Genomic DNA, 21,372 nt, shown 5'->3' with positions numbered 1-21,372 from the left:
CACGCATTTTGTCGCAGGTCAACCCGGCGTCCGGGAAAAACGTAGAGAAATCGGTCTATCAGGCCTTCTTCCCGGCGTCATCCGCCTGTGGTGACGCCAGTTGGGGCGGCACGGCGGGCGATGACGCAGACGCGGGTAAGGCGTCTGCCGGCAAATCAGGGCGGTCGACCGGGGGATGGGGGACTTCCGCAGGAATGCCGTCCGCCCAGTCGTTCAGAATGCGTATTTCGCGCTGCGCATACGGAATTTCAATACCCTGTTCACGAAATGCGCGCCAAATCCGTAAATTAATCTCCGAACGGATGGCGCCGCTGCCCTGCGCCGGATCCTGCACCCAGAAGCCCATTTCCAGATCCATCCCATCGGCAGCGAAATTCAGCAGCAATGCCGAGGGCGCCGGATCGGACAGCACGCGGGGAATGCCCTCCGCGGCCTTGAGCATCAGCGACATCGCCAGTTCGACATCGGCGCTGTAAGCGACCTGAACACTCACTTTCGCCCGGCCGCGCGTCTCGGTGAACGAGTGATTCTGGACGACGTTCGTCACGAGCTGTTCGTTTGGCACCAGTGCTTCAACGCCGTCCAGCCCGCGTACCACCGAATACCGCGTGTTGATTTGCGACACGGTGCCGTGATACGTCGACACCGTAATCAGGTCGCCGATCCGCACCGAGCGATCCAGCAAGATGATGAATCCCGACACGAGGTTCGACGCGATCTTCTGCAAGCCGAAGCCCAACCCCACGCCAAGCGCCCCGCCGAACACACCGAGCACGGTGATATCGATGCCCACGAACGACAGCGTCGCGAGCACGGCGACGAGCGTCAGCAAGCCTTTGATCAGCCGCGAGAGCACCACTTTCAGGTTGCCGTCGAGCGTGGTCGTGCGCATGATCCGGTCTTCGATCAGCGAGCCGACCCACATCGCCAGCACTAGCGTCACACCGATCCAGAGCACGCCCGAGAGTATCGAGAGCAGCGTCAGATGGCTCGTGCCGACGGCGAACTTCACGCTGGCGAGCCATTTGAGGATGTCGTCATGCACGCCCAGCACGTAGGCGAGCATCGACAGCCACGCAAGCGTCGTGAACACCCGCTCGAACACCTTCAGCAAGCCAGAGGCGTGGGGCGACGACGCGAACAGCCGACGTGCGAAGTAGAACGCGAGATAGATGAGCGCCGTGCCGAACAGCGGGACTTCCGCGAGCATCAGCAGCGAGACGTGCATGTACTCCTGGAGCACGACACGCGTGAGCGCCACGCACATCCAGCCAAACATCGGGAAGAAGGAACGGCGCAGGCTCGACGATCCCGCGCGGCGGGCCGGCGCGACACGTTCGAAGTGACGGTCAAGACGACCGATCATCCAGCGACGCAGCACGAACGCGACGGCGAGCGCGCCGACGAGCGCCACGATCTGCCAGATGATCTGCGCATCGCCGAAGTCACGCACGACATCCCGCACCAACCTCGCGAAAGCCGGACTTTCCTGCATCGCCATATCCCTTCTATCTTTTCTTGTCGTTCGCCGGGGCTAGCCGGCGCGGCGCTTCCGGGCGCCACACGGGCGCCCGTCGAAATACACTTTACGCTTTCGCGGCGGCGCGACGCTCGAATACGGCCGCAAAGAAGCCGTCTGTCGCGTTGCGGTTCGGCAGCAATTCGAGATACTTGCCCGTGTCGAGTCCGATTTTCTGCGCCGCGAGCAACTCGTTTGCGGGCAGCAGCACGAAGTCCGGATGGGCGGCGGCGAAGGCCTCGGCAATCGCGCTGTTCTCTTCCGTGAGCAGGCTGCACGTTGCATACACGAGACGGCCGCCCGGCTTCACCAGACGCGCGGCGCTCGCGAGAATCGACGTTTGCTTCTGCGTCAGTTCCTCGACGGACTGCGGCGACTGGCGCCACTTCAGATCCGGATTCCGGCGCAGCGTGCCGAGCCCACTGCACGGCGCGTCGACCAGCACACGGTCGATCTTGCCGGCCAGACGCTTGATCTTGCTATCGTTCTCGCTGTCGATCATGACCGGATAGACGTTCGACAGACCACTGCGCGCCAGACGCGGCTTGAGCTTGGCCAGACGCTTTTCCGACACGTCGAACGCATACAGACGCCCGGTCGAGCGCATCTGCGCACCGATCGCGAGCGTCTTGCCGCCGGCACCGGCGCAGAAGTCGACGATCATCTCGCCACGACGCGGCGCGACCAGCTGGCACAGCAACTGGCTACCCTCGTCCTGCACCTCGATCGCGCCGGACATGAACAGCGGATGCTTTTGCAGCGCCGGCTTGCCCGACAGACGGATGCCATTGGGCGCGAGCGGCGTCGGCTCGGCCGAAAAGCCGTCTTCGCGCAGCTTGGCGAGCACATCTTCCCGGGTCGCCTTGATGAGGTTCACACGGCAGTCGAGCGGCGCGGGCTGATTCAGCGACGCAGCGAGCGCTTCGAGCTCGGCCCCGTCGAAGCGCTTGGCCAGACGGTCGTACAACCACTCCGGCAAGTTAGTACGCACTCGCGGCGCAAGGCTGGCCGGGTCGATCTGACCGACGTGTTCGAGCCAGGCCGCTTCGTCCGGCGTCGCCACCAGTTCCACCGACGCGATACCCCGCGTAAAGGCGAGACCGAGCAGCGCCAGACGGCGTTCCTGCGACCCCGTGCCGCTCACGGCGTGCTGACCGAATTCGAGCTTGCGACGCAGGATGGCGAACACCGTCTCCGCCAGCACACCGCGCTCCCGATGTCCGAGCTTGTCGTTGGCACGGAAGTAAGTGCTGACGAGCGTATCGGCCGGGCCGGTGAACGTCAGAACGCTGCCGAGCAGTCGTTGCGTATGTTCGAAGAGTGCCGGCGGCAGACGCTCGCCGCGCATACCGGTCCCGCCGACGACGGGCGGCGCGTCCTGACGGCGATCGTTGCGCGAACGGTCGTAGCGATCCGGGCGGACATAGCCGCGATCATTGCCACCTTTGGAAGGATGACGAGCATCGGACGAACGGCCGCCGGAGCGGTGACTGGATTGATTGGCGCCATCGCGGCGCTGGGTCGGGCGGGTGCTCATGCGTCCTCACCAAAAAGCCATTGCGAATCTTGCGAATCGGAAGTGCCGTCGGCACGCGGGACGAGCGTCACACGGCCATCGGCCATGACCAGACGATCTTCCACGAACCAGCGCACGGCGCGCGGATAAATGATGTGTTCAAGCGGCAAAATGCGCTCTGCCAGTGTCTCCGGCGTGTCGCCGTCGCGCACGGGTACGGCCGTTTGCAGCACGTACGGGCCGTGATCGAGTTCAGCGGTCACGAAATGCACGGTGGCGCCGACGATCTTGCAGCCGGCTTCCAGCGCGCGGGCGTGCGTTTGCAGGCCCGGGAAAGCGGGCAGCAGCGACGGATGAATGTTGATGAGCCGCCCGGCGTAGCGCTCGGTGAACGCCGGCGTGAGAATGCGCATGAACCCGGCGAGCACGACCAGATCGGGTTGATGACGGTCGATCTCGGCGGCGAGTTCGGCGTCGAACGCCTCGCGGGTCTTGCCGCGACTCGGCACGATAGCCGTGGCGATGCCGTTTTCCTGCGCGAACTCCAGGCCGTCGGCCTCGGGACGATTGGCGATGATGGCGGCCACGCGGGCCGGCCAGCCTTCTGCGGTACAGGCCCGGACGATGGCCTGCATGTTGCTGCCTCGTCCGGAAATCAGGATGACAATGTTCTTCATCGCCGGATTTTATCATTGGCGCGGCGCACCAGACAGCGCGATGCGCGCCGCGATGGCCCCGAAGCGTTTATAATTCAACGTTCTGCGGCGCCGCAATGTCGGATCGGCCGTCCTGCGCGGTCCGGGCCCTGCCCCGCCGTCACAGGCCGCCGGGCCTTCCCAGCCACGCCGCGCGGTTCATCCCATACATCAACGTCCTGTACTGACGCTTCCTTATCGTGCGAGTCTTCCGGGGTCTACCCAACGCGCAAAGCAAAGCGCCCTGCGTGCTGACGATCGGCAATTTCGACGGCGTGCACCTGGGCCACCAGGCACTGCTCGCGCGCGTGCGCGCGGCGGCGGCTGCGCGCGGCTTGCCGGTGTGCGTGATGACGTTCGAGCCGCATCCTCGCGAATACTTCACCCCCGACCGTGCGCCCGCCCGTATCTCGAACCTGCGCGACAAGTTCGAAGCGCTGCGCGCACACGGCGTCGACCGCCTGGTGGTCGAGCACTTCAACGCGCATTTCGCCGGTCAGTCGCCCGAAGACTTCGTGCGCAACATCATCGTCGACGGCCTGCACACCCGCTGGCTGCTCGTCGGCGACGACTTCCGCTTCGGCGCCAAGCGCGCGGGCGATATCGAATACCTGCGCGACGCGGGCCGTCGCTTCGACTTCGTCGTCGAACAGATGCCGACCATCGCGCACGACGGCGTGCGCATCTCCAGCTCGGAAGTGCGCGCCGCGCTCGCCGACGGCAACTTCGAGCGCGCGCATGCGCTGCTCGGCCGTCCATATGCGATCACCGGCCATGTCGTGCACGGCATGAAGCTGGGGCGCAAGCTCGGCTTCCCGACGCTCAATCTGCGCATCGCCCACAAGCATCCTGCCCTCACCGGCATTTTCGTCGTGCAGGTTCACGGCCTGGCGGACAAACCGCTGCCGGCCGTGGCGAGTCTCGGCCTGCGCCCGACCGTGGACGATTCCGGTCGCGTGCTGCTCGAAGTCCATCTGCTGGATTTCTCGGGCGATTGCTACGGCAAGCTGGTGCGCGTGGAATTCCTGCAGAAGCTGCGGGACGAAGCGAAATTCGACGGACTGGCCGAACTCGAAGCCGCCATCGCGCAGGACACGCGCGAGGCGCGCGCCTATTTCGCCCATGCGCTCGACGCCAACGGCCCGAGCGCACGACGCGACTTCGCCACCTCGGCCACCGACCGAATTAGTTGATCTTCGCCCGCGTGCGCCGGCGCCCAGCGCCACGCGCGCGGCCCGCCGCCGTCTCTGGCACCCGCCCGGACGTTGCACCGTCGGCCACGAAACAGGCCCGGCAACGTCACCGGCGCGAGCGCCCCACACCCGACATTCCAAATTCGAAGCGTTGCACCCATGAGCGAAAAGAAAGCCCCGAGCAAATACCCCGTCAACCTGCTGGACACGCCGTTCCCGATGCGTGGCGACCTGCCCAAGCGCGAGCCGCTGTGGGTCAAGCAATGGCAGGAAAAGAAGATCTACGACAAGATCCGCCAGGCCAGCAAAGGCCGTCCGAAGTTCATCCTGCACGACGGCCCGCCGTATGCGAACGGTGACATCCACATCGGTCACGCGGTCAACAAGATCCTCAAGGACATGATCGTCAAGGCGCGCAGCCTCGCGGGCTTCGACGCCGCCTACGTGCCGGGCTGGGACTGCCACGGCATGCCCATCGAAATCCAGATCGAAAAACAGTTCGGCAAGCACCTGCCCGTGCGTGAAGTGCAGGAAAAGGCGCGCGCCTACGCCGCCGTGCAGATCGAGCGCCAGAAGGCGGACTTCGAGCGTCTGGGCGTGCTGGGCGACTGGGACAATCCCTACAAGACCATGAACTTCTCCAACGAAGCGGACGAGCTTCGTGCGCTGGCGAAGATTCTGGAGAACGGTTACGTGTATCGCGGTCTGAAGCCGGTGAACTGGTGCTTCGACTGCGGCTCGGCGCTGGCCGAAGCGGAAGTCGAGTACAAGGACAAGACCGATCTGGCCATCGACGTGGGCTTCGCCTTCACGGAACCGGAGAAGGTCGCCAAGGCGTTCGGTCTGCCGAAGCTGCCGCGTGAAGACGGTTACATCGTCATCTGGACGACGACCCCCTGGACGATCCCGTCGAACCAGGCGCTCAACGTCCATCCGGAAGTCGAGTACGCCCTCGTCTCGACCGAACGCGGCCTGCTGATCCTCGCGACCGATCGCGTCGAAGACTGCCTGAAGACGTACGGCCTGCACGGCGAGATCGTCGCCCGCACGAAGGGCGAAGCGCTCTCGCTGATCCGCTTCCGTCACCCGCTCGCGAGCGCCGATGCCGGTTATGACCGCACGTCGCCCATCTACCTCGGCGACTATGTGACGACCGATACCGGTACCGGTATCGTGCACTCGGCGCCGGCCTACGGCGTGGAAGACTTCGTGTCGTGCAAGGCGCACGACATGCCGGACTCGGAAATCCGCATGCCGGTGCTCGGCGACGGTCGCTATCAGGACAGCCTGCCGCTGTTCGGCGGTCAGTCGATCTGGGATGCCAACCCGCAGATCGTCGAAGCGCTGCGCGACGCGGGCTCGCTGTTCCACTCGTTCAAGTACACGCACAGCTACATGCATTGCTGGCGTCACAAGTCCCCGATCATCTACCGCGCGACCAACCAGTGGTTCGCCGGTATGGACGTGAAGCCGGTCGACGGCGCGCCGGGCAACGGTCAGACGCTGCGCGAAATCGCGCTCGCCGGCATCGAAGCCACGGAGTTCTTCCCGTCGTGGGGTAAGCAGCGCCTGCACAACATGATCGCGCACCGCCCGGACTGGACGCTCTCGCGCCAGCGCCAATGGGGCGTGCCGATGGCGTTCTTCGTCCACAAGGAAACCGGTGCGCTGCACCCGCGCACGCCCGAGTTGATCGAAGCCGTGGCCAAGCGCGTGGAGCTTGAAGGCATCGAAGCGTGGCAGACGCTCGACCCGGTCGAACTGCTCGGCGACGAGGCCAAGGATTACGTAAAGAACCGCGACACGCTCGACGTGTGGTTCGACTCGGGCACCACGCACTGGCACGTGCTGCGCGGCTCGCACGCCCATGAGCTGGGCTTCCCGGCCGACCTGTATCTGGAAGGCTCGGACCAGCATCGCGGCTGGTTCCACTCGTCGCTGCTGACCGCGTCGATGCTCGACGGCCGTGCACCCTACAAGGCGCTGCTCACGCACGGCTTCACCGTCGACGGTCAGGGTCGCAAGATGTCGAAGTCGGTCGGCAACACCATCGTGCCGCAGGAAGTCGCGGGCAAGCTGGGGGCCGAAATCATCCGTCTGTGGGTGGCATCGACCGACTACTCGGGCGAGCTGTCGATCTCGGACGAAATTCTCAAGCGCGTGGTCGAAAGCTACCGTCGTATCCGCAACACGCTGCGCTTCCTGCTCGCGAACCTGGCCGATTACGACCACGCGAAGCACGCGATGCCCGCGGACCAGTGGCTGGAAATCGACCGTTATGCGGTGGCGCTGGCGCAATCGCTGCAAACCGAAGTGCTCGGCCACTATGACCGTTACGAGTTCCACCCGGTCGTGTCCAAGCTCCAGACGTTCTGCTCGGAAGATCTCGGCGGCTTCTACCTCGACATCCTGAAGGACCGTCTGTACACGAGCGCACCGGATGCCCCGGCGCGCCGTGCCGCCCAGAACGCGCTGTATCACATCACGCACGGTCTGCTGAAGGTCATGGCCCCGTTCCTGTCGTTCACGGCGGAAGAAGCGTGGCAGGTGTTCCAGCCGGGCAACGACACGATTTTCACGCAGACGTACTACGCCTACCCGGAAGTGGCGGAAGGCACGCGTCTGCTCGAGAAGTGGCACCTGCTGCGCACGGTGCGCGGCGACGTCACGAAGGCGCTCGAAGAAGCCCGCGCCGCCGAGCAGATCGGCTCGTCGTTGCAGGCGGAAGTGGACGTACGCGTCTCGGGCCGCAAGTACGACGTGCTGGCCAGCCTCGGCGACGATTTGCGCTTCGTGCTGATCACCTCGGCCGCCAAGGTCACGCAAGTCGCTTCGGAAGCGGAGGAAGGCGTAGTAGTGACGCCGTCGACGCATCAGAAGTGCGAGCGCTGCTGGCACTATCGTGAGGACGTGGGCGCAGACGCCGCTCACCCGACCCTTTGCGGACGTTGCGTGTCGAACCTCTTCGGCAGCGGCGAACACCGGAGCGCGGCATAATGGCGAGCAAAGCAGGTGCACGTACGAGTGCAAAGCGTAGCGGATCGGGATCGGGCGGCAGCGCCCGCAGCGGCGCCACCTTCGGGCTGGCGCCGTGGCTGGGGATCGCGGTCATTGCGATCCTGCTCGATCAGGTGACCAAGCTCACGATTCTGAAAACGTTCCAGTACGGCGAATTCCGCCCGCTGACTTCGTTCTTCAATCTCGTGCTGGTGTACAACAAGGGCGCGGCGTTCAACTTCCTCGCCTCGGCCGGTGGCTGGCAGCGCTGGTTCTTCACGCTGCTCGGCGTCGTGGCGGCAACGGTCATCATCCTGCTGCTCAAGCGTCACAACGGCCAGAAGATGTTCTGCCTGTCGCTGTCGCTGATTCTCGGCGGCGCGCTGGGCAACGTGATCGATCGCGTGATCTACGGGCACGTGATCGACTTTCTAGACTTTCACGTCGGCGGCTGGCACTGGCCGGCGTTCAACGTGGCCGACTCGGCCATTTGCGTGGGCGCGGTGCTGCTGGTGATCGACGAGTTGCGACGCGTGCGGCGCGGCAAATAGCGCCGGCAGGCATGGCGCGACCGCTCGCACGGCGTTGTCCGTGCAGCGGATCGGCAAGCAGCAAATACCGTCGCGGCGCCCTGGAGGCGCCGCGCGGCACTTTGGAGGAGGCATTTGTTATGGAACGCGGTGAACTCGCTGGCAAGACCATCGTTCTTGGCCTGACAGGCGGTATCGCCTGCTACAAGTCTGCGGAACTCACGCGGCTGTTCATCAAGGCCGGGGCGACGGTGCAGGTCGTGATGACCGAAGCCGCCACGCAATTCATCACCCCGCTCACGATGCAGGCGCTCTCGGGGCGTCCCGTCTTCACCAGTCAGTGGGACAACCGCATCGACAACAACATGGCGCACATCGACCTCTCTCGCGAGGCCGACGCCATCCTCATCGCGCCCGCCTCCACCGACTTCCTCGCGAAGCTCGCCCACGGCATGGCAGATGACCTGCTCTCCACGCTGTGCGTGGCGCGCGACTGTCCGCTGCTGGTCGCCCCGGCGATGAACCGTCAGATGTGGGCCAATCCGGCCACGCAACGCAACGCCGCCACCCTGCGTGGCGACGGCGTCACGATCCTCGGTCCGGGCAGCGGCGATCAGGCCTGCGGCGAGATCGGCGACGGTCGCATGCTCGAACCGGAAGACCTCTATGAAGCCATTGCCGGGTTCTTCCAGCCGAAGCGCCTGGCGGGACGCCGCGTGCTGATCACGGCCGGCCCGACCTTCGAGCCGATCGATCCGGTGCGCGGCCTGACCAACCTGTCGAGCGGGAAGATGGGCTTTGCGCTTGCGCGCGCCGCCGCGCAAGCGGGTGCCGACGTGCACCTCGTGGCGGGGCCGACGTCGCTCGCCACGCCTTACGGCGTGATCCGCAGCAACGTGCAGACCGCGCAACAGATGTACGACGCCGTGATGGCCAACGTCGCGCAAAACGACATCTTCATCGCGGTCGCCGCCGTTGCGGACTGGCGCGTGCGCGACGTGGCCCGCGACAAGATCAAGAAGACGGGCGATGCCGACGTGCCGGCGCTCGAATTCGTCCAGAATCCCGACATTCTCGCGGCGGTGGCACAGTTGCCGACACCGCCGTACTGCGTGGGTTTCGCCGCCGAGTCGGGCGATCTCGAAAAGCACGGCGCGCAAAAACGTCAGCGCAAACAGGTGCCGCTGCTCGTGGGCAATCTCGGCCCGGCCACGTTCGGACAGGACGACAACGAAGTCATTCTGTTCGACGAGACGGGGCAGAAGCGCCTGCCGCGCGCCGACAAGCAGTCGCTCGCCCGCAGCCTGATCGTGGAAATCGCCGCACGGCTACCGGCTCGTCAGCCGACACGGTAGTTCGACGGCAGGCTTGCCGGTCGCGCCGGGGGCGACGCGGCACCTGCGCGGTTTAGTGCCGCTTAGCACCGCTTAGCACCGTTAGCGCCGCCTGGCCTCGCTTGGCTAGCGCCGCGCTAGTTAGCCAGGCTTGGCAGCAAAGCACAGCGGGATGTGAGGCAGCGCGACCCGCGCCACCGGCAATACCCCTACCGTCAGTCCGTCTGTCATTGTCGTTGTCCGGCGACACTGACAGACTGGCGGGGATCTGCGGCAAGGCACACCGGGTGCCGGCCCCCTGCCGCCATCGGTATTCCGGCCTTCGGGCCAACGCACACGACAACAATCAAGATGACACAACCTCCTTCCGCCGCGCGCCCAGACGTCAGTGTCTACGGCACACTGAGCATGCTCGCTGCGATCATGTTCTTCGGCTTCATGACGATCGGCATGCCGTTGCCCGTGCTGCCGGTGTACGTTCATGAAACGCTCGGCTTCGGCTCGTTCGTCGTGGGCGTCACGATCGGCATTCAGTCGGTCGTCACCCTGCTGCTGCGCTCCTACGCGGGACGCACCGTCGACACCCGTGGCCCGCGTCACGCGGTGCTCACCGGCCTGTGCGGCTGCGCGGCCGCGGGCATCCTGTATCTCGTCGCGTCGATCATGCCGAGCCCCTCGCTCGCGCTCGGCGTGCTCCTCGCCGGACGTGTCGTCCTCGGCTTCGGCGAAAGCCTGCTGCTCACGGGCGGCATGTCGTGGGGCATCGGCCTGCTCGGTGCGGCGCACGCCAGCAAGGCGATTTCCTGGCAAGGCGTCTCGATGTACACCGCGCTGGCGGTCGGCGCGCCGTTCGGCGCCTACCTGCTGCAAGCGGCGGGCTTCACCATCGTTTCACTTGTCAACATCGGCCTGCCCGCCATCGCGTTCGCCATTGCCCTGCGACTGCCGGCGGCGGTCCCCGTGGGCGGCACGCGGCTGTCGTTCTTCAAGGTGGTCGGTCTGGTCTGGCGCCCCGGTCTGGCGATGACGCTGGGCAGCATCGGCTACGCCGTGATCGCCGCCTTCATCACGCTGTTCTATGCCAGCCACGGCTGGTCGGGCGCCGCGTTCGCGCTCACGCTCTATAGCGGCACGTTCATCGCGATGCGCGTGCTGATGTCGCATGCCGTCGACCGCTTCGGCGGACGCCGCGTCGCGATGTGTTCGCTCGTCTTCAGCGCCATCGGTCAGTTTCTGCTGTGGGGCGCCGTCAATCCGCACATGGCGTTGGCGGGGGCGGGCCTCACGGGTCTCGGCTTCGCACTGGTGTTCCCGGCGCTCGGCGTGGAAGCGCTGCGTCAGGTGCCGCCACAGAATCGCGGCGCGGCGCTCGCGGCCTACTCGGCGTTCTTCGATCTGGCGCTCGGCCTGATCGGGCCAATGGCCGGGCTGGTCGCGAATTTCTTCGGCTATGCCTCGATTTTCCTTTGCGGTGCCATCGGCGGCATCGTGGCGATTCTGATGATTGCGCGCCTGCCGCATGCAGGCCCCGGCACGCCGCCGGCGGATGCGTCCGCCCACAGCGGTCACTGACCGGTACGACGATGCACGTCGATGACGCTGAACCGCCTGGTTCGGTCATCGGCGATGGAGCTTAGACCCATGGATCAACCTACGAACCCCACTACCGATCACGCCCGACAGCGCATCAAGCTGTCGGTGCTCGACCAGACGCCCGTCATTCACGGCCATAGCGTGGCAGACGCCATCGCCGCCACGGTCGAACTGGCACAGGCAGCCGACGACCTCGGCTACACGCGCTACTGGTGCGCCGAGCACCACGGGCTGCGCGGCGTCGCCAACCCTGCGCCGGAGGTCATGATCGCGCGGCTGGCGAGCGTGACGAAGCGTCTGCGCGTCGGCTCGGGCGGCGTGATGCTGCCGTACTACAGTCCGTTCAAGCTGGCCGAGCAATTTCTGATGCTCGAAGCGCTGTTTCCGAATCGGATCGACCTCGGCGTCGGCCGCGCACCCGGGGGCGACATGCGCACCGCGCGCGCCGTCGCGAAGGGCCCGTACGATGCCGGTGAGCACTTCCCTCAGCAGGTCGCCGAGCTGGCGGGCCTGTTCGGCGACACACTGGCCGACGACCATCCGTATCGCGGCGTGCTGCTGCAACCCGCAGTGCCGACGCGCCCCGAGTTGTGGGTGCTGGGATCCAGCGAATTCGGCGGACTGCTCGCGGCACAACTCGGTCTGCGGTATTGCTTCGCGCACTTCATCAATGCGCACTACGGGCACCGGGTCACGCAGGCCTATCGCGAACGTTTCACGCCGGGCCAGATGGACAAGCCGTACTGCGCCGTGGCGCTGTTCGTCATTTGTGCCGATACCGACGCCGAGGCCGAAGCGCTGGAAGCCGGCGTGGACTTGCGTCGCGTACAGATGGCGTATGGCATGAACGAACCGATTCCCAGCCTCGAACAAGGCGCGCAGGCCAGGCCGCAATATCGGGATCGGGAACTGTCCGTGATCGCGCGGGAGAAGCCGCGTAGTATCATCGGCACCCCGGAGCGCGTGACCGAACGCGTGCAGGAGTTGCAAGCGCAGTTCGAAGCCGACGAAATCATCGTGCTGACGGTCGCCGGCAGCTATCGCGCCCGTCTGCGGTCTCACGAGTTACTCGCGCAAGCATTTTCGCTACGCGCCGAAGACTGATCGTCCTCGGCTCAGCCATACGCCAACCGGATCCTTTGCCCCAATTCAACGCCATCACGCCATGAAACTCGACGTCAAGATTCTCGACGAACGCCTGCGCTCGCAACTCCCCGCCTACGCCACGCCGGGTAGCGCCGGGCTCGACCTGCGCGCCTGCCTCGATGCGCCGATGACCATCGCCCCGGGCCAGACCGCGCTCGTGCCGACGGGTCTGGCCATCCATCTCGCCGATCCGGGCTACGCCGCGCTGATCCTGCCGCGCTCGGGGCTCGGTCACAAGCACGGCATCGTGCTGGGCAATCTCGTCGGCCTGATCGACTCGGACTATCAGGGCCAGTTGATGGTGTCGACGTGGAATCGCGGCAACGAGCCGTTCGTGCTGAACCCGTTCGAACGTCTCGCGCAACTGGTGATCGTGCCGGTCGTGCAAGCCGAGTTCAACCTCGTCGACGAATTCCCCGAAAGCGATCGCGGGGCCGGCGGCTTCGGCAGCACGGGCAAGCACTAAGCGCGTAGCTCACCGCAACGCCATGAAAAAAGCGCCGCAATTGCGGCGCTTTTTTTGTCTGCCCGATGGCAAGCGAACCGTCGATCACTCGACTTCGGCGGCTTCCGGCTGAGCCTTGGTGTTGCCGTCCTCGGGGAAGGACAGTTGCACCTGATCGTGCTCGTCGAGATCCACGGTCACCCGACCGCCACTGGTCAGACGCCCGAACAGCAGTTCGTCGGCCAGCGCACGACGGATCGTGTCCTGAATCAGACGCTGCATCGGACGCGCGCCCATGAGTGGATCGAAGCCCTTCTTCGACAGATACGCACGCAGCTTGTCGGTGAAGACCACCTCGACCTTCTTCTCATGCAACTGATCTTCGAGCTGGATGAGGAACTTGTCGACGACGCGCAGGATGATCTGCTCGTCGAGCGGCTTGAAGCTGATGATCGCGTCCAGACGGTTACGGAACTCCGGCGTGAACATGCGCTTGATATCGGCCATTTCGTCGCCGGCCTGACGCTCGTTCGTGAAGCCGATGCTCGCCCGATTGATCGTCTCGGCACCCGCGTTCGTCGTCATGATGATGATGACGTTGCGGAAATCCGCCTTGCGACCGTTGTTGTCCGTCAGCGTGCCATGGTCCATCACCTGAAGCAGCACGTTGAAGATATCCGGATGCGCCTTCTCGATTTCGTCGAGCAACAGCACGCAATGCGGCTTCTTCGTGATGGCTTCAGTCAGCAAACCACCCTGATCGAAGCCCACGTAGCCCGGCGGCGCGCCGATCAGACGGCTCACTGCGTGACGCTCCATGTACTCCGACATGTCGAACCGGATCAGCTCGATGCCCAGCGTGAACGCGAGCTGCTTGGCGACTTCCGTCTTGCCGACACCGGTCGGGCCCGAGAAGAGGAACGCGCCGATCGGCTTGTCCGTCTTGCCCAGCCCGGCACGCGACATCTTGATCGCGGCGGACAGCGCGTCGATGGCCGGATCCTGTCCGAACACCACGCTCTTGAGGTCGCGGTCGAGCGTCTGCAACTTACCGCGGTCGTCTGCCGACACGCTTTGCGCCGGGATCCGGGCGATCTTCGAGACGATCTCTTCGATTTCGCCCTTGCCGATGGTCTTCTTCTGCTTCGACTTCGGCAGGATGCGCTGTGCGGCGCCGGCCTCATCGATCACGTCGATGGCCTTGTCCGGCAGGTGGCGATCGGTAATGAACTTCGCCGACAGTTCGGCGGCGGCCGAGAGTGCGCTCGACGAATACTTCACGCCGTGGTGCTCTTCGAAACGGGACTTGAGGCCGCGCAGGATCTGTACGGTCTGCTCGACGGTCGGCTCGTTCACGTCGATCTTCTGGAAACGACGCGACAGGGCGGCGTCCTTCTCGAAGATGCCGCGATACTCGGTAAAGGTCGTGGCGCCGATGCACTTGAGCTGCCCTGACGACAATGCCGGTTTGAGCAGGTTCGAGGCATCGAGCGTACCGCCCGACGCGGCGCCCGCGCCGATCAGCGTGTGAATCTCGTCGATGAACAGGATCGCGTTGTTGCGCTCCTTGAGTTCCTTGAGCACCGCCTTCAGGCGTTGCTCGAAGTCGCCGCGATACTTGGTCCCGGCGAGCAGCGCGCCCATGTCCAGCGAGTAGACGGTGGCGTCCTGCAGAATCTCGGGGACTTCGCCGCGCGTGACGCGCCAGGCGAGGCCTTCGGCAATCGCCGTCTTGCCCACACCGGCTTCGCCGACGAGCAGCGGATTGTTCTTGCGACGGCGGCACAGCACCTGCACCACGCGCTCGACTTCCGATTCGCGTCCGATGAGCGGATCGATCTTGCCGTCGCGCGCCATCTGGTTGAGGTTCTGGGTGTACTGGGCCAGCGGGCTTTCCTTGGCGTTCGCCCCTTCTTCCCCTTCCGCGCCACCTTCGCCGGCCTTGGCCGACTCGCCGGACGCGCCGGTCTTGGTGATGCCGTGGGAGATGAAGTTGACGACGTCCAGACGCGTCACGCCCTGCTGTTGCAGGTAGTAGACGGCGTGGGAGTCCTTCTCGCCGAAGATGGCGACCAGCACGTTCGCGCCCGTCACTTCCTTCTTACCGTTGGAAGTGGACTGCACGTGCATGATGGCGCGTTGAATCACGCGCTGGAAACCGAGCGTGGGCTGAGTGTCGACCTCGTCGCTGCCCGGCACCGTCGGCGTATTGTCGGCGATGAAGTTGCGCAGATTCTGGCGCAAATCGTCCAGATTCGCCGCGCAGGCGCGCAACACTTCGGCTGCGGTCGGGTTATCCAACAGGGCGAGCAACAGGTGCTCGACCGTGATGAATTCGTGTCGTGCCTGGCGCGCTTCCATAAACGCCATGTGCAGGCTGACTTCCAATTCCTGGGCAATCATGCTTCCTCCATCACGCACTGCAGCGGGTGCCCGGACTGCCTTGCATGGCTAACAACTTGCTCAACTTTGGTCGCCGCGACGTCGCGCGTAAAGACCCCACAAACTCCCCTGCCCTCGCGATGAACCTTGAGCATGATCTGCGTGGCAGATTCCCGGTCCTTATTGAAATATTCCTGAATGACCATCACCACGAACTCCATCGGGGTGAAATCGTCGTTCAACAGTACCACCTTGTACATGGACGGCGGCTTGAGCTGTTGCTCCTGCCGCTCCTGTACGGTGTCGTCATGCGTTGTCGGTAAGGTTGCCATACGTGGATTCTAAACAACTCCCGGGTGCAGGAAGCAATCGGAGCTCCTATTGCCGCCTGCCGTCCGGTTGTCCACCGGAGTGCCAACACTCGTCGATCAGCGCGTGCGTTGTCCAGCAAGGCGCTGCAACCCCGACCACCGGGGGTGCCACACCCATATGAGTCAGCTTAACCCAAATTTCAAGGCCGTGTCTCCGCACGTCTTATACCCTCCGAGATATAAGGGTAAAACCTGATCGAACGTAAGTTCTATCGTTCAAAAAGGGCTTGACACTATTGGTAGTTAGCGAAAACAATCGACGTGGCGCTTTTCCTCTATAAGTGATTTAAAAGAAAAGATGCCTGGGTGAGCCTAGGAAGCCGCCGCCAGCCGGCGGGTTTTTCAGATGTGCTCGTTGTTGCGGTGATATGTAGTAGTCGTAATTGTTTAGGGGAAGTTTGTATGGCAACCGGTACGGTCAAATGGTTTAACGATGCCAAGGGTTTTGGTTTCATCACGCCGGATGAGGGTGGCGAAGACCTGTTCGCGCACTTCTCGGCGATCCAGATGAACGGTTTCAAGACCCTGAAGGAAGGTCAGAAGGTGACGTTCGACGTCGTCCAGGGCCCGAAGGGCAAGCAGGCGTCGAACATCCAGAATCCGAGCTGATTCTGCGCAGTTCGTAGCTTTATGAACCCGGCCTCGGCCGGGTTTTTTGTTGCATCGCAACAATGCGCGTGAAAAGACGCATTGTTTTTGGATCCGTTTTTGCATGCAAAAAGCAGCGCAACTTTCCACTCAGGCTGCGAATCTTTTCAGTATTAAACTGCGCTTAATACCTTATAAAACTATATTCATCGCAACATTCCACTCAGTTATTAAAATACCTCTTAGCAGTCTCTGGTTGCGGAAATCAATTACGCAATTACCTGAATTGGCTAAGTAATCCTACGCAGCCAACCGGTCGGCCAATACCATAAATACAACGCGATAAGCCACCGAAAGGAATAGTTCTTTAACGATTTCGAAAGCCGTGCACGTCGCTTAAGTGCCGCTCATCCGGCGCATCCCCTGTTTCATCGTTGAATTTATCGAATCGACCGGTTCATTTCCTTCCCGACGGTTCGCCTGCCGCACCACCGGGGGCCGCCCGCCCCTGCCACAAAGACGCGACGGGCCGCCAGATGACGCATCATTTGGCGGCCCGTTTGGAAAAAATCCCCTAAAGTGCTGCACGCCGTCGATCGCAATGCGATTCCTGCGGCGCGCCAGCCGATCAGCCCAAGTCGACGTACACCTTTTCCGCCTCGATACGGATCGGATAGGTCCTCACCGCCTCGGTCAGCGGCGCACACATGGCCGCGCCGGTCCGCACGTCGAATTTGCCCTGATGCAGCGGGCACTCGATTTCGTGGCCTTCGAGGAACCCGTCGCACAGGCGGGCGTTGCCGTGCGTGCAGACGTTGTCAGTCGCGAAGACCTCGCCGTCCACGCCATAGAGGGCGATATCGCGCCCACCGACGATCACGCCGATGACGTCGTCTTCGGGAATGGCATCGCGCGACGCCGCCTCAATCCAGTTACCGCTCATGATGTCCTCGTCTCAGATCGGGTAGATGAGCGAGTTGGGAATCATCTCGCTATCGAAAATGCATTGGCGCGACGCGAACTTCCAGCCGTCGTCCGTTCGTTTGACGACGTCCAGATACCGGCCGACGGACAGGATGTCGGTCAACTGGTCCGGCTTCGTCCGGAATACCGCGTAGTTCGCCTCGACATGCAGCGTGTTCGCATCGTCGGCATCGAGCGCCCGTATCGACGGCAACCCGATCACGTGACGCTGGTAGTACGGATCGTGAAACAGCGTGTCGCGAATTCCGTAGATCCGGTCGCGCAGCATGCCTTTGCTCTCGAACGACAGCGTCGCCAGCGGCAGGCCCATCTCGAAGTTCTCCCGCGGTTGAATGCGATAGACGCAAGCGTCCAGGAAAAACTCGGGCCAGGCGTCCCAATCCTGCGTGTCGAGCGCCGCCGCGTAGGCGGCATTGAGTTCGACCACGGCCTGAAATGTTGCGAAATCCACCATCGAATCGTCTCCTCGAACGTGACTCGGCATCGTCAGACACCCATCACGCGGCGCCAGTAGGCGTACATGCCGCGAATCAGCGTTTCCGTCACCATGTGCTCGGTGTTCTCCACCCCCGTGCCCCCCAGTTCGGCCAGCACCCGGTGCCACGGCTTTTGGGCAAAGCCCTCCTGCGAGCATTCGATGGCTTCGCCGTCGTCGGCCGACACGAAGCCCGCCGGCCCGAACAGGTTGGCCTGACGCAGACGGCGCTGGGTCATTTCCTCGGTGTCGTCCTCGAAGCCGAAGTGCGTCCAGACGAAGTCGAAGGCGTTGTGACCGCGTGGCTGGATGTGACGCGTCGACACCGAGTTGACCTGCTGCTGGAGGATGACGCTGGGGAAAAGCGTCATGAGCACCGCCGTCGGCCCCTTCCACCAGTCTTCCTGCACGATGTCGAGAAAGCGCATGTCGTTGAGCGACATCGATTCCTTGAAGCTCGACACGCCCGACGTCACCTCCCCGCCGCCGCCCTGCCCACGCGTGGACACCATGGCCGCGTGACGCCCGTGAGCGTCCATCACCAGCCGCGACTTGTTGTCCGCCCGCCAGAGCCCGAACGTGACGAACCACGTGTGCAGCAGCCCCGGGTGATACGGGTCCTTGATGTTTTCCTGCATCAGCTTCCAGTTGCCCGGAATCCGCTGCTTGTTGTAGCCGAGCAGCTTGAGCTTGCGGCCGTCGAAAAGCCGGTCGAAATAGGTGCAGATGTCCGGTCCGAGAAAGGCTTCGAGCGACTCGACATCATGGTCGAACGACGCAAAGATCACCCCGCCGCGCGTGGCGACCTTCAGTTGGGTCAGGCCGTGGTCTTCGGGCTTGAAATCCTTCGGCATGCCGCCGTTGACCTTACCGTCCTGCTTCACGCCGCGCCGGAACGGCACGCCCTGCAAGTTACCTTTGAGGTCGTAGTTCCACTGGTGATACGGGCAATGGAAGTCCGTGCGATTGCCGCGCTTCTCGCGGCAGAACTTCATGCCGCGATGCGCACACACGTTCTCGACCACGTTGATCTCGCCGCCCGCATCGCGCGTCACGATGACGGAGCGCTCGCCGATCACCGTGCGCTTGAAGTCGCCCGGGTTCGGGACTTCAGCCTCCAGCCCGACGTAGTTCCAGTGGTTGCGGTAGAAGCACTGCTCCAGCTCGCGCCGGTGCAGTTGCTCGTCCGTATAGACACGAAACGGAATGCGGCTCGACCCTTCGGTAGGCCAGAGGTCCGACGGCTCGAAGCCTGCGGACGGCGCCGGATCGAATCCGGTCTGCGGTGTTGTCGTCACGATCGTCTCCTGATGGGGAATCGGAATGGCAGGGAATGCGGGGGTGCAGGGGATGGCGCGGATGAAGGCGCGAGTGCCGGGCATGCCCCTTCACGCCGACCGCCGCGCTGGCGTTATGCGGCTTTGGCGTAGAACGCGTCGGCGTAGATGTGCGCGCCGTCAATACCGCGCTCGCGCAATAGCCGCGTGGCCGCATCGACCATCGGCGGTGCACCGCACAGGTAGGCGCGCCAGCCGGTCAACGCATCAGGGGCGGTGTAGTCGGCGGCAAGCGCCTCGGTGACATGACCGGTACGCACGGTACGCAGGTCCTGTCCGAGATCGTCGAAGGCGTGGGGTGCGTCGAGCGTCGTCACGACATGCAGACGAATCCCGTCGTGACGCGACGCAAGTTCACGCAGCCACGTCAGGCCATAGACGTCCGCCGGGGAGCGTGCGCCGACGTATATCTCCATGGGATTGGACATCCCCCGCGCCAGTGCGCCTCGCACGATCGACAGTACCGGCGCCAGCCCTGTGCCACCGGCCACACAAAGCATCGGCCCGTCATGGCGTGTGCGCAGATACGAGGTGCCGAGCGGCCCCGACACGCGTACGGCATCGCCGACTTTGAGTTGCTCGTCGACGTACCCCGTGACCGCGCCACCCGGCACGCGACGAATATGGAATTCGAGCGTGTCGTCGGCATCGAGGCCGGCCATCGAATACGGACGGATATGGGCGGGGGTGAATTGCAGCGTGGCGTATTGCCCCGGCGAATAGCTGAGCGGCTTGGCCGGTTTGAGTATCAGGCGCTTGATGTCGTGCGTCAGCGGTTCGATGGCCAGCACCGTCGCCTTGAGAATCTTTGCGGGATGCACCACGACTTCGTCCACTTCCGGCAACTCGACTTCGCAATCGCCGTGGATCGTCGACTGGCATGCGAGCACGAAGCGCGTACCGTCGACGCCCTGGGCATCGATGCCGCCACTGCCGTCATTCGCATCGTCGTGATGACGGTATTCCACGCCCGGCGCCTCGCGCACATCCCCGGAGACGATACGGCACCGGCACGTCCCGCAGCGTCCGGACAGGCAACTGTAGGACACCGGTACCTGGCGGTCGGTGAGCACTTTGAGCAGATTGTCGCCCGGGGCGACGTCAAGGCGCTCGCCGAGCGGCTGCACGTGAACTTGCATGGGGATCGTCTCCGTGATGTCTTCTTTGTGTCGGTGCCGTTCGGACACCGCATATGGCTTCTGACGCCGTTTGCAGGAAGCATCGCGCAACGATCGATATAAACCAATAGAATCTCGTTTATATTCCCTATAAATTTCAGTGATGTCACTCGTGCAAGCCACCGTGACCGAAGGAAGACGAAGGACGCTCCATGGACCTGCACGCTGTCGATCTGAATCTGCTGGTGGTCTTCCAGCATCTCTACAACGCAAGACGCGTCTCTCGCGTCGCTGAGGCGCTCGGCGTTACGCAACCCGCCGTCAGCAACTCGCTGGCCCGCCTGCGCAAGCTGTTCAACGACGAGCTGTTTATCCGCACCTCACGGGGCATGTTGCCGACGCCGATGGCGACCGAACTGGCCGAACCCGTGGCGGCTGCGCTCGACGCGTTACACGGCGTCTTCAATCGTCAGTTGGCATTCGATCCGGCCACGAGCCGACGGGCGTTTCAGATCGCCATGACGGACATCGGCGAGGTGCACTTCCTGCCGAAGTTGATGCATGCGCTGGGCGAGCGCGCGCCGGGCATCACGATCAGCACCGTGCGCAATACGGCCGTGAATCTGCGCGAGGAAATGGCGGCGGGCCAGGTGGATCTCGCCGTGGGGCATCTGCCAGACCTGACAGCCGAATTTTTTCAGCGGCGTCTGTTCCGGCAGAAGTACGTGTGTATGTTCCGCCCCGGACATCCGCTCGATCGTGCCGCCAAATCCAGCCGATCGAAAGCAGTCGCGGGATCAATGACGCGCGAGGATTTCGAACGGTCGGAGCAGGTGATGGTGGTGGCCGCGGGCACCGGTCACGGGCAGGTGGACGAGTTCATGGCACGCGCGCACGTGCAGCGCAACATCCGCCTGCGCGTGCCGCATTTCGTCGCGCTCGCCGACATCCTCCACACGACCGACCTCATCGCGACCGTGACGGAAAAGTTCGCCCAGCGCAGCGCCCAGCACTTCGGCTTGCGCTACGTCGATCATCCCATCGATATTCCGGACGTCCAGATCAATCTGTTCTGGCACGCGCGCTACCACCGCGAACCCGCGAGTCAGTGGATGCGAACGCTGCTGTTCGAGTTGTTCTCGGAGTGAC

At 63.7% G+C, this 21,372-nt stretch carries 18 protein-coding genes; 9 read left to right on the top strand and 9 right to left on the bottom strand.

Going from position 1 to position 21,372, the window contains the following annotated elements; genetic code table 11:
- Window positions 1-58: 58 nt before the first annotated feature.
- The 3 genes from C5N93_RS09075 to purN form a co-directional block, all read right to left on the bottom strand.
- Entirely contained in the window at window positions 59-1,495 is a 1,437-nt protein-coding gene (locus C5N93_RS09075; protein WP_242558999.1) for a mechanosensitive ion channel domain-containing protein, read from the bottom strand.
- Window positions 1,496-1,586: 91 nt separating this feature from the next.
- Complete coding sequence (locus C5N93_RS09070; RefSeq protein WP_242559061.1) at window positions 1,587-2,867, bottom strand: RsmB/NOP family class I SAM-dependent RNA methyltransferase; 1,281 nt, start codon at window positions 2,865-2,867, stop codon at window positions 1,587-1,589.
- Between the two features lie 185 nt (window positions 2,868-3,052).
- Window positions 3,053-3,712: a phosphoribosylglycinamide formyltransferase gene (purN, locus tag C5N93_RS09065; RefSeq protein ID WP_242558998.1), complete on the bottom strand. Its 660-nt coding sequence runs from the start codon at window positions 3,710-3,712 to the stop codon at window positions 3,053-3,055.
- A gap of 218 nt (window positions 3,713-3,930) precedes the next feature.
- On the opposite strand from purN, the gene C5N93_RS09060 reads away from it, so the two are divergent.
- The 7 genes from C5N93_RS09060 to dut all read left to right on the top strand — a co-directional run bounded on the left by C5N93_RS09060 (window position 3,931) and on the right by dut (window position 12,989).
- Window positions 3,931-4,923: a bifunctional riboflavin kinase/FAD synthetase gene (locus C5N93_RS09060; protein ID WP_150719605.1), complete on the top strand. Its 993-nt coding sequence runs from the start codon at window positions 3,931-3,933 to the stop codon at window positions 4,921-4,923.
- Window positions 4,924-5,082: 159 nt separating this feature from the next.
- Window positions 5,083-7,920: an isoleucine--tRNA ligase gene (gene ileS, locus C5N93_RS09055; RefSeq protein ID WP_242558997.1), complete on the top strand. Its 2,838-nt coding sequence runs from the start codon at window positions 5,083-5,085 to the stop codon at window positions 7,918-7,920.
- Window positions 7,920-8,471, top strand: coding sequence for a signal peptidase II (lspA, locus tag C5N93_RS09050; protein WP_069341934.1), 552 nt, complete (start codon window positions 7,920-7,922; stop codon window positions 8,469-8,471). The genes ileS and lspA overlap by 1 nt, the downstream gene beginning before the upstream one ends.
- Before the next feature lie 119 nt (window positions 8,472-8,590).
- Window positions 8,591-9,805, top strand: coding sequence for a bifunctional phosphopantothenoylcysteine decarboxylase/phosphopantothenate--cysteine ligase CoaBC (gene coaBC, locus C5N93_RS09045; protein WP_242558996.1), 1,215 nt, complete (start codon window positions 8,591-8,593; stop codon window positions 9,803-9,805).
- 330 nt (window positions 9,806-10,135) lie between these two features.
- The gene (locus C5N93_RS09040; protein WP_242558995.1) at window positions 10,136-11,356 is read left to right on the top strand and encodes an MFS transporter; all 1,221 of its coding nucleotides are present in this window, start codon (window positions 10,136-10,138) and stop codon (window positions 11,354-11,356) included.
- 69 nt (window positions 11,357-11,425) lie between these two features.
- Window positions 11,426-12,481 (top strand): LLM class flavin-dependent oxidoreductase, encoded by a 1,056-nt coding sequence (locus tag C5N93_RS09035; protein ID WP_242558994.1) that lies wholly within the window; start codon window positions 11,426-11,428, stop codon window positions 12,479-12,481.
- A 61-nt stretch (window positions 12,482-12,542) separates the two neighbouring features.
- Entirely contained in the window at window positions 12,543-12,989 is a 447-nt protein-coding gene (dut, locus tag C5N93_RS09030; RefSeq protein ID WP_242558993.1) for a dUTP diphosphatase, read from the top strand.
- A gap of 84 nt (window positions 12,990-13,073) precedes the next feature.
- On the opposite strand, the gene clpA is transcribed toward dut, so the two are convergent.
- Together clpA and clpS are read right to left on the bottom strand one after the other, a co-directional pair.
- Window positions 13,074-15,371, bottom strand: a complete 2,298-nt coding sequence (clpA, locus tag C5N93_RS09025; protein WP_069341939.1) for an ATP-dependent Clp protease ATP-binding subunit ClpA — start codon at window positions 15,369-15,371, stop codon at window positions 13,074-13,076.
- A complete protein-coding gene (gene clpS / locus C5N93_RS09020; RefSeq protein WP_010807118.1) occupies window positions 15,368-15,682 on the bottom strand; it encodes an ATP-dependent Clp protease adapter ClpS in 315 nt (104 codons plus the stop codon). The genes clpA and clpS overlap by 4 nt, the downstream gene beginning before the upstream one ends.
- A 441-nt stretch (window positions 15,683-16,123) precedes the next feature.
- Here clpS and C5N93_RS09015 point away from each other — a divergent pair, with 441 nt between their 5' ends.
- Window positions 16,124-16,330 (top strand): cold-shock protein, encoded by a 207-nt coding sequence (locus tag C5N93_RS09015; RefSeq protein ID WP_069341940.1) that lies wholly within the window; start codon window positions 16,124-16,126, stop codon window positions 16,328-16,330.
- 607 nt (window positions 16,331-16,937) lie between these two features.
- Here the strand turns inward: C5N93_RS09015 and C5N93_RS09010 are convergent.
- The 4 genes from C5N93_RS09010 to C5N93_RS08995 form a co-directional block, all read right to left on the bottom strand.
- Window positions 16,938-17,252, bottom strand: coding sequence for a non-heme iron oxygenase ferredoxin subunit (locus C5N93_RS09010; protein WP_069341941.1), 315 nt, complete (start codon window positions 17,250-17,252; stop codon window positions 16,938-16,940).
- A gap of 12 nt (window positions 17,253-17,264) precedes the next feature.
- Entirely contained in the window at window positions 17,265-17,747 is a 483-nt protein-coding gene (locus C5N93_RS09005; RefSeq protein WP_242558992.1) for an aromatic-ring-hydroxylating dioxygenase subunit beta, read from the bottom strand.
- 32 nt (window positions 17,748-17,779) lie between these two features.
- Window positions 17,780-18,976: an aromatic ring-hydroxylating dioxygenase subunit alpha gene (locus tag C5N93_RS09000; protein ID WP_139133163.1), complete on the bottom strand. Its 1,197-nt coding sequence runs from the start codon at window positions 18,974-18,976 to the stop codon at window positions 17,780-17,782.
- Window positions 18,977-19,179: 203 nt separating this feature from the next.
- Window positions 19,180-20,244: an FAD-binding oxidoreductase gene (locus tag C5N93_RS08995; protein WP_242558991.1), complete on the bottom strand. Its 1,065-nt coding sequence runs from the start codon at window positions 20,242-20,244 to the stop codon at window positions 19,180-19,182.
- Between the two features lie 191 nt (window positions 20,245-20,435).
- On the opposite strand from C5N93_RS08995, the gene C5N93_RS08990 reads away from it, so the two are divergent.
- Window positions 20,436-21,371 (top strand): LysR family transcriptional regulator, encoded by a 936-nt coding sequence (locus C5N93_RS08990; RefSeq protein ID WP_242558990.1) that lies wholly within the window; start codon window positions 20,436-20,438, stop codon window positions 21,369-21,371.
- The last annotated feature ends 1 nt before the right edge of the window (window position 21,372 follow it).

The sequence above is a fragment of the Pandoraea sp. LA3 genome (genome assembly GCF_022696215.1).
GTDB lineage: Bacteria > Pseudomonadota > Gammaproteobacteria > Burkholderiales > Burkholderiaceae > Pandoraea > Pandoraea capi.
Note: the sequence above shows the minus strand (reverse complement) of the source record. Positions and strands in the feature narration are given on the sequence as shown.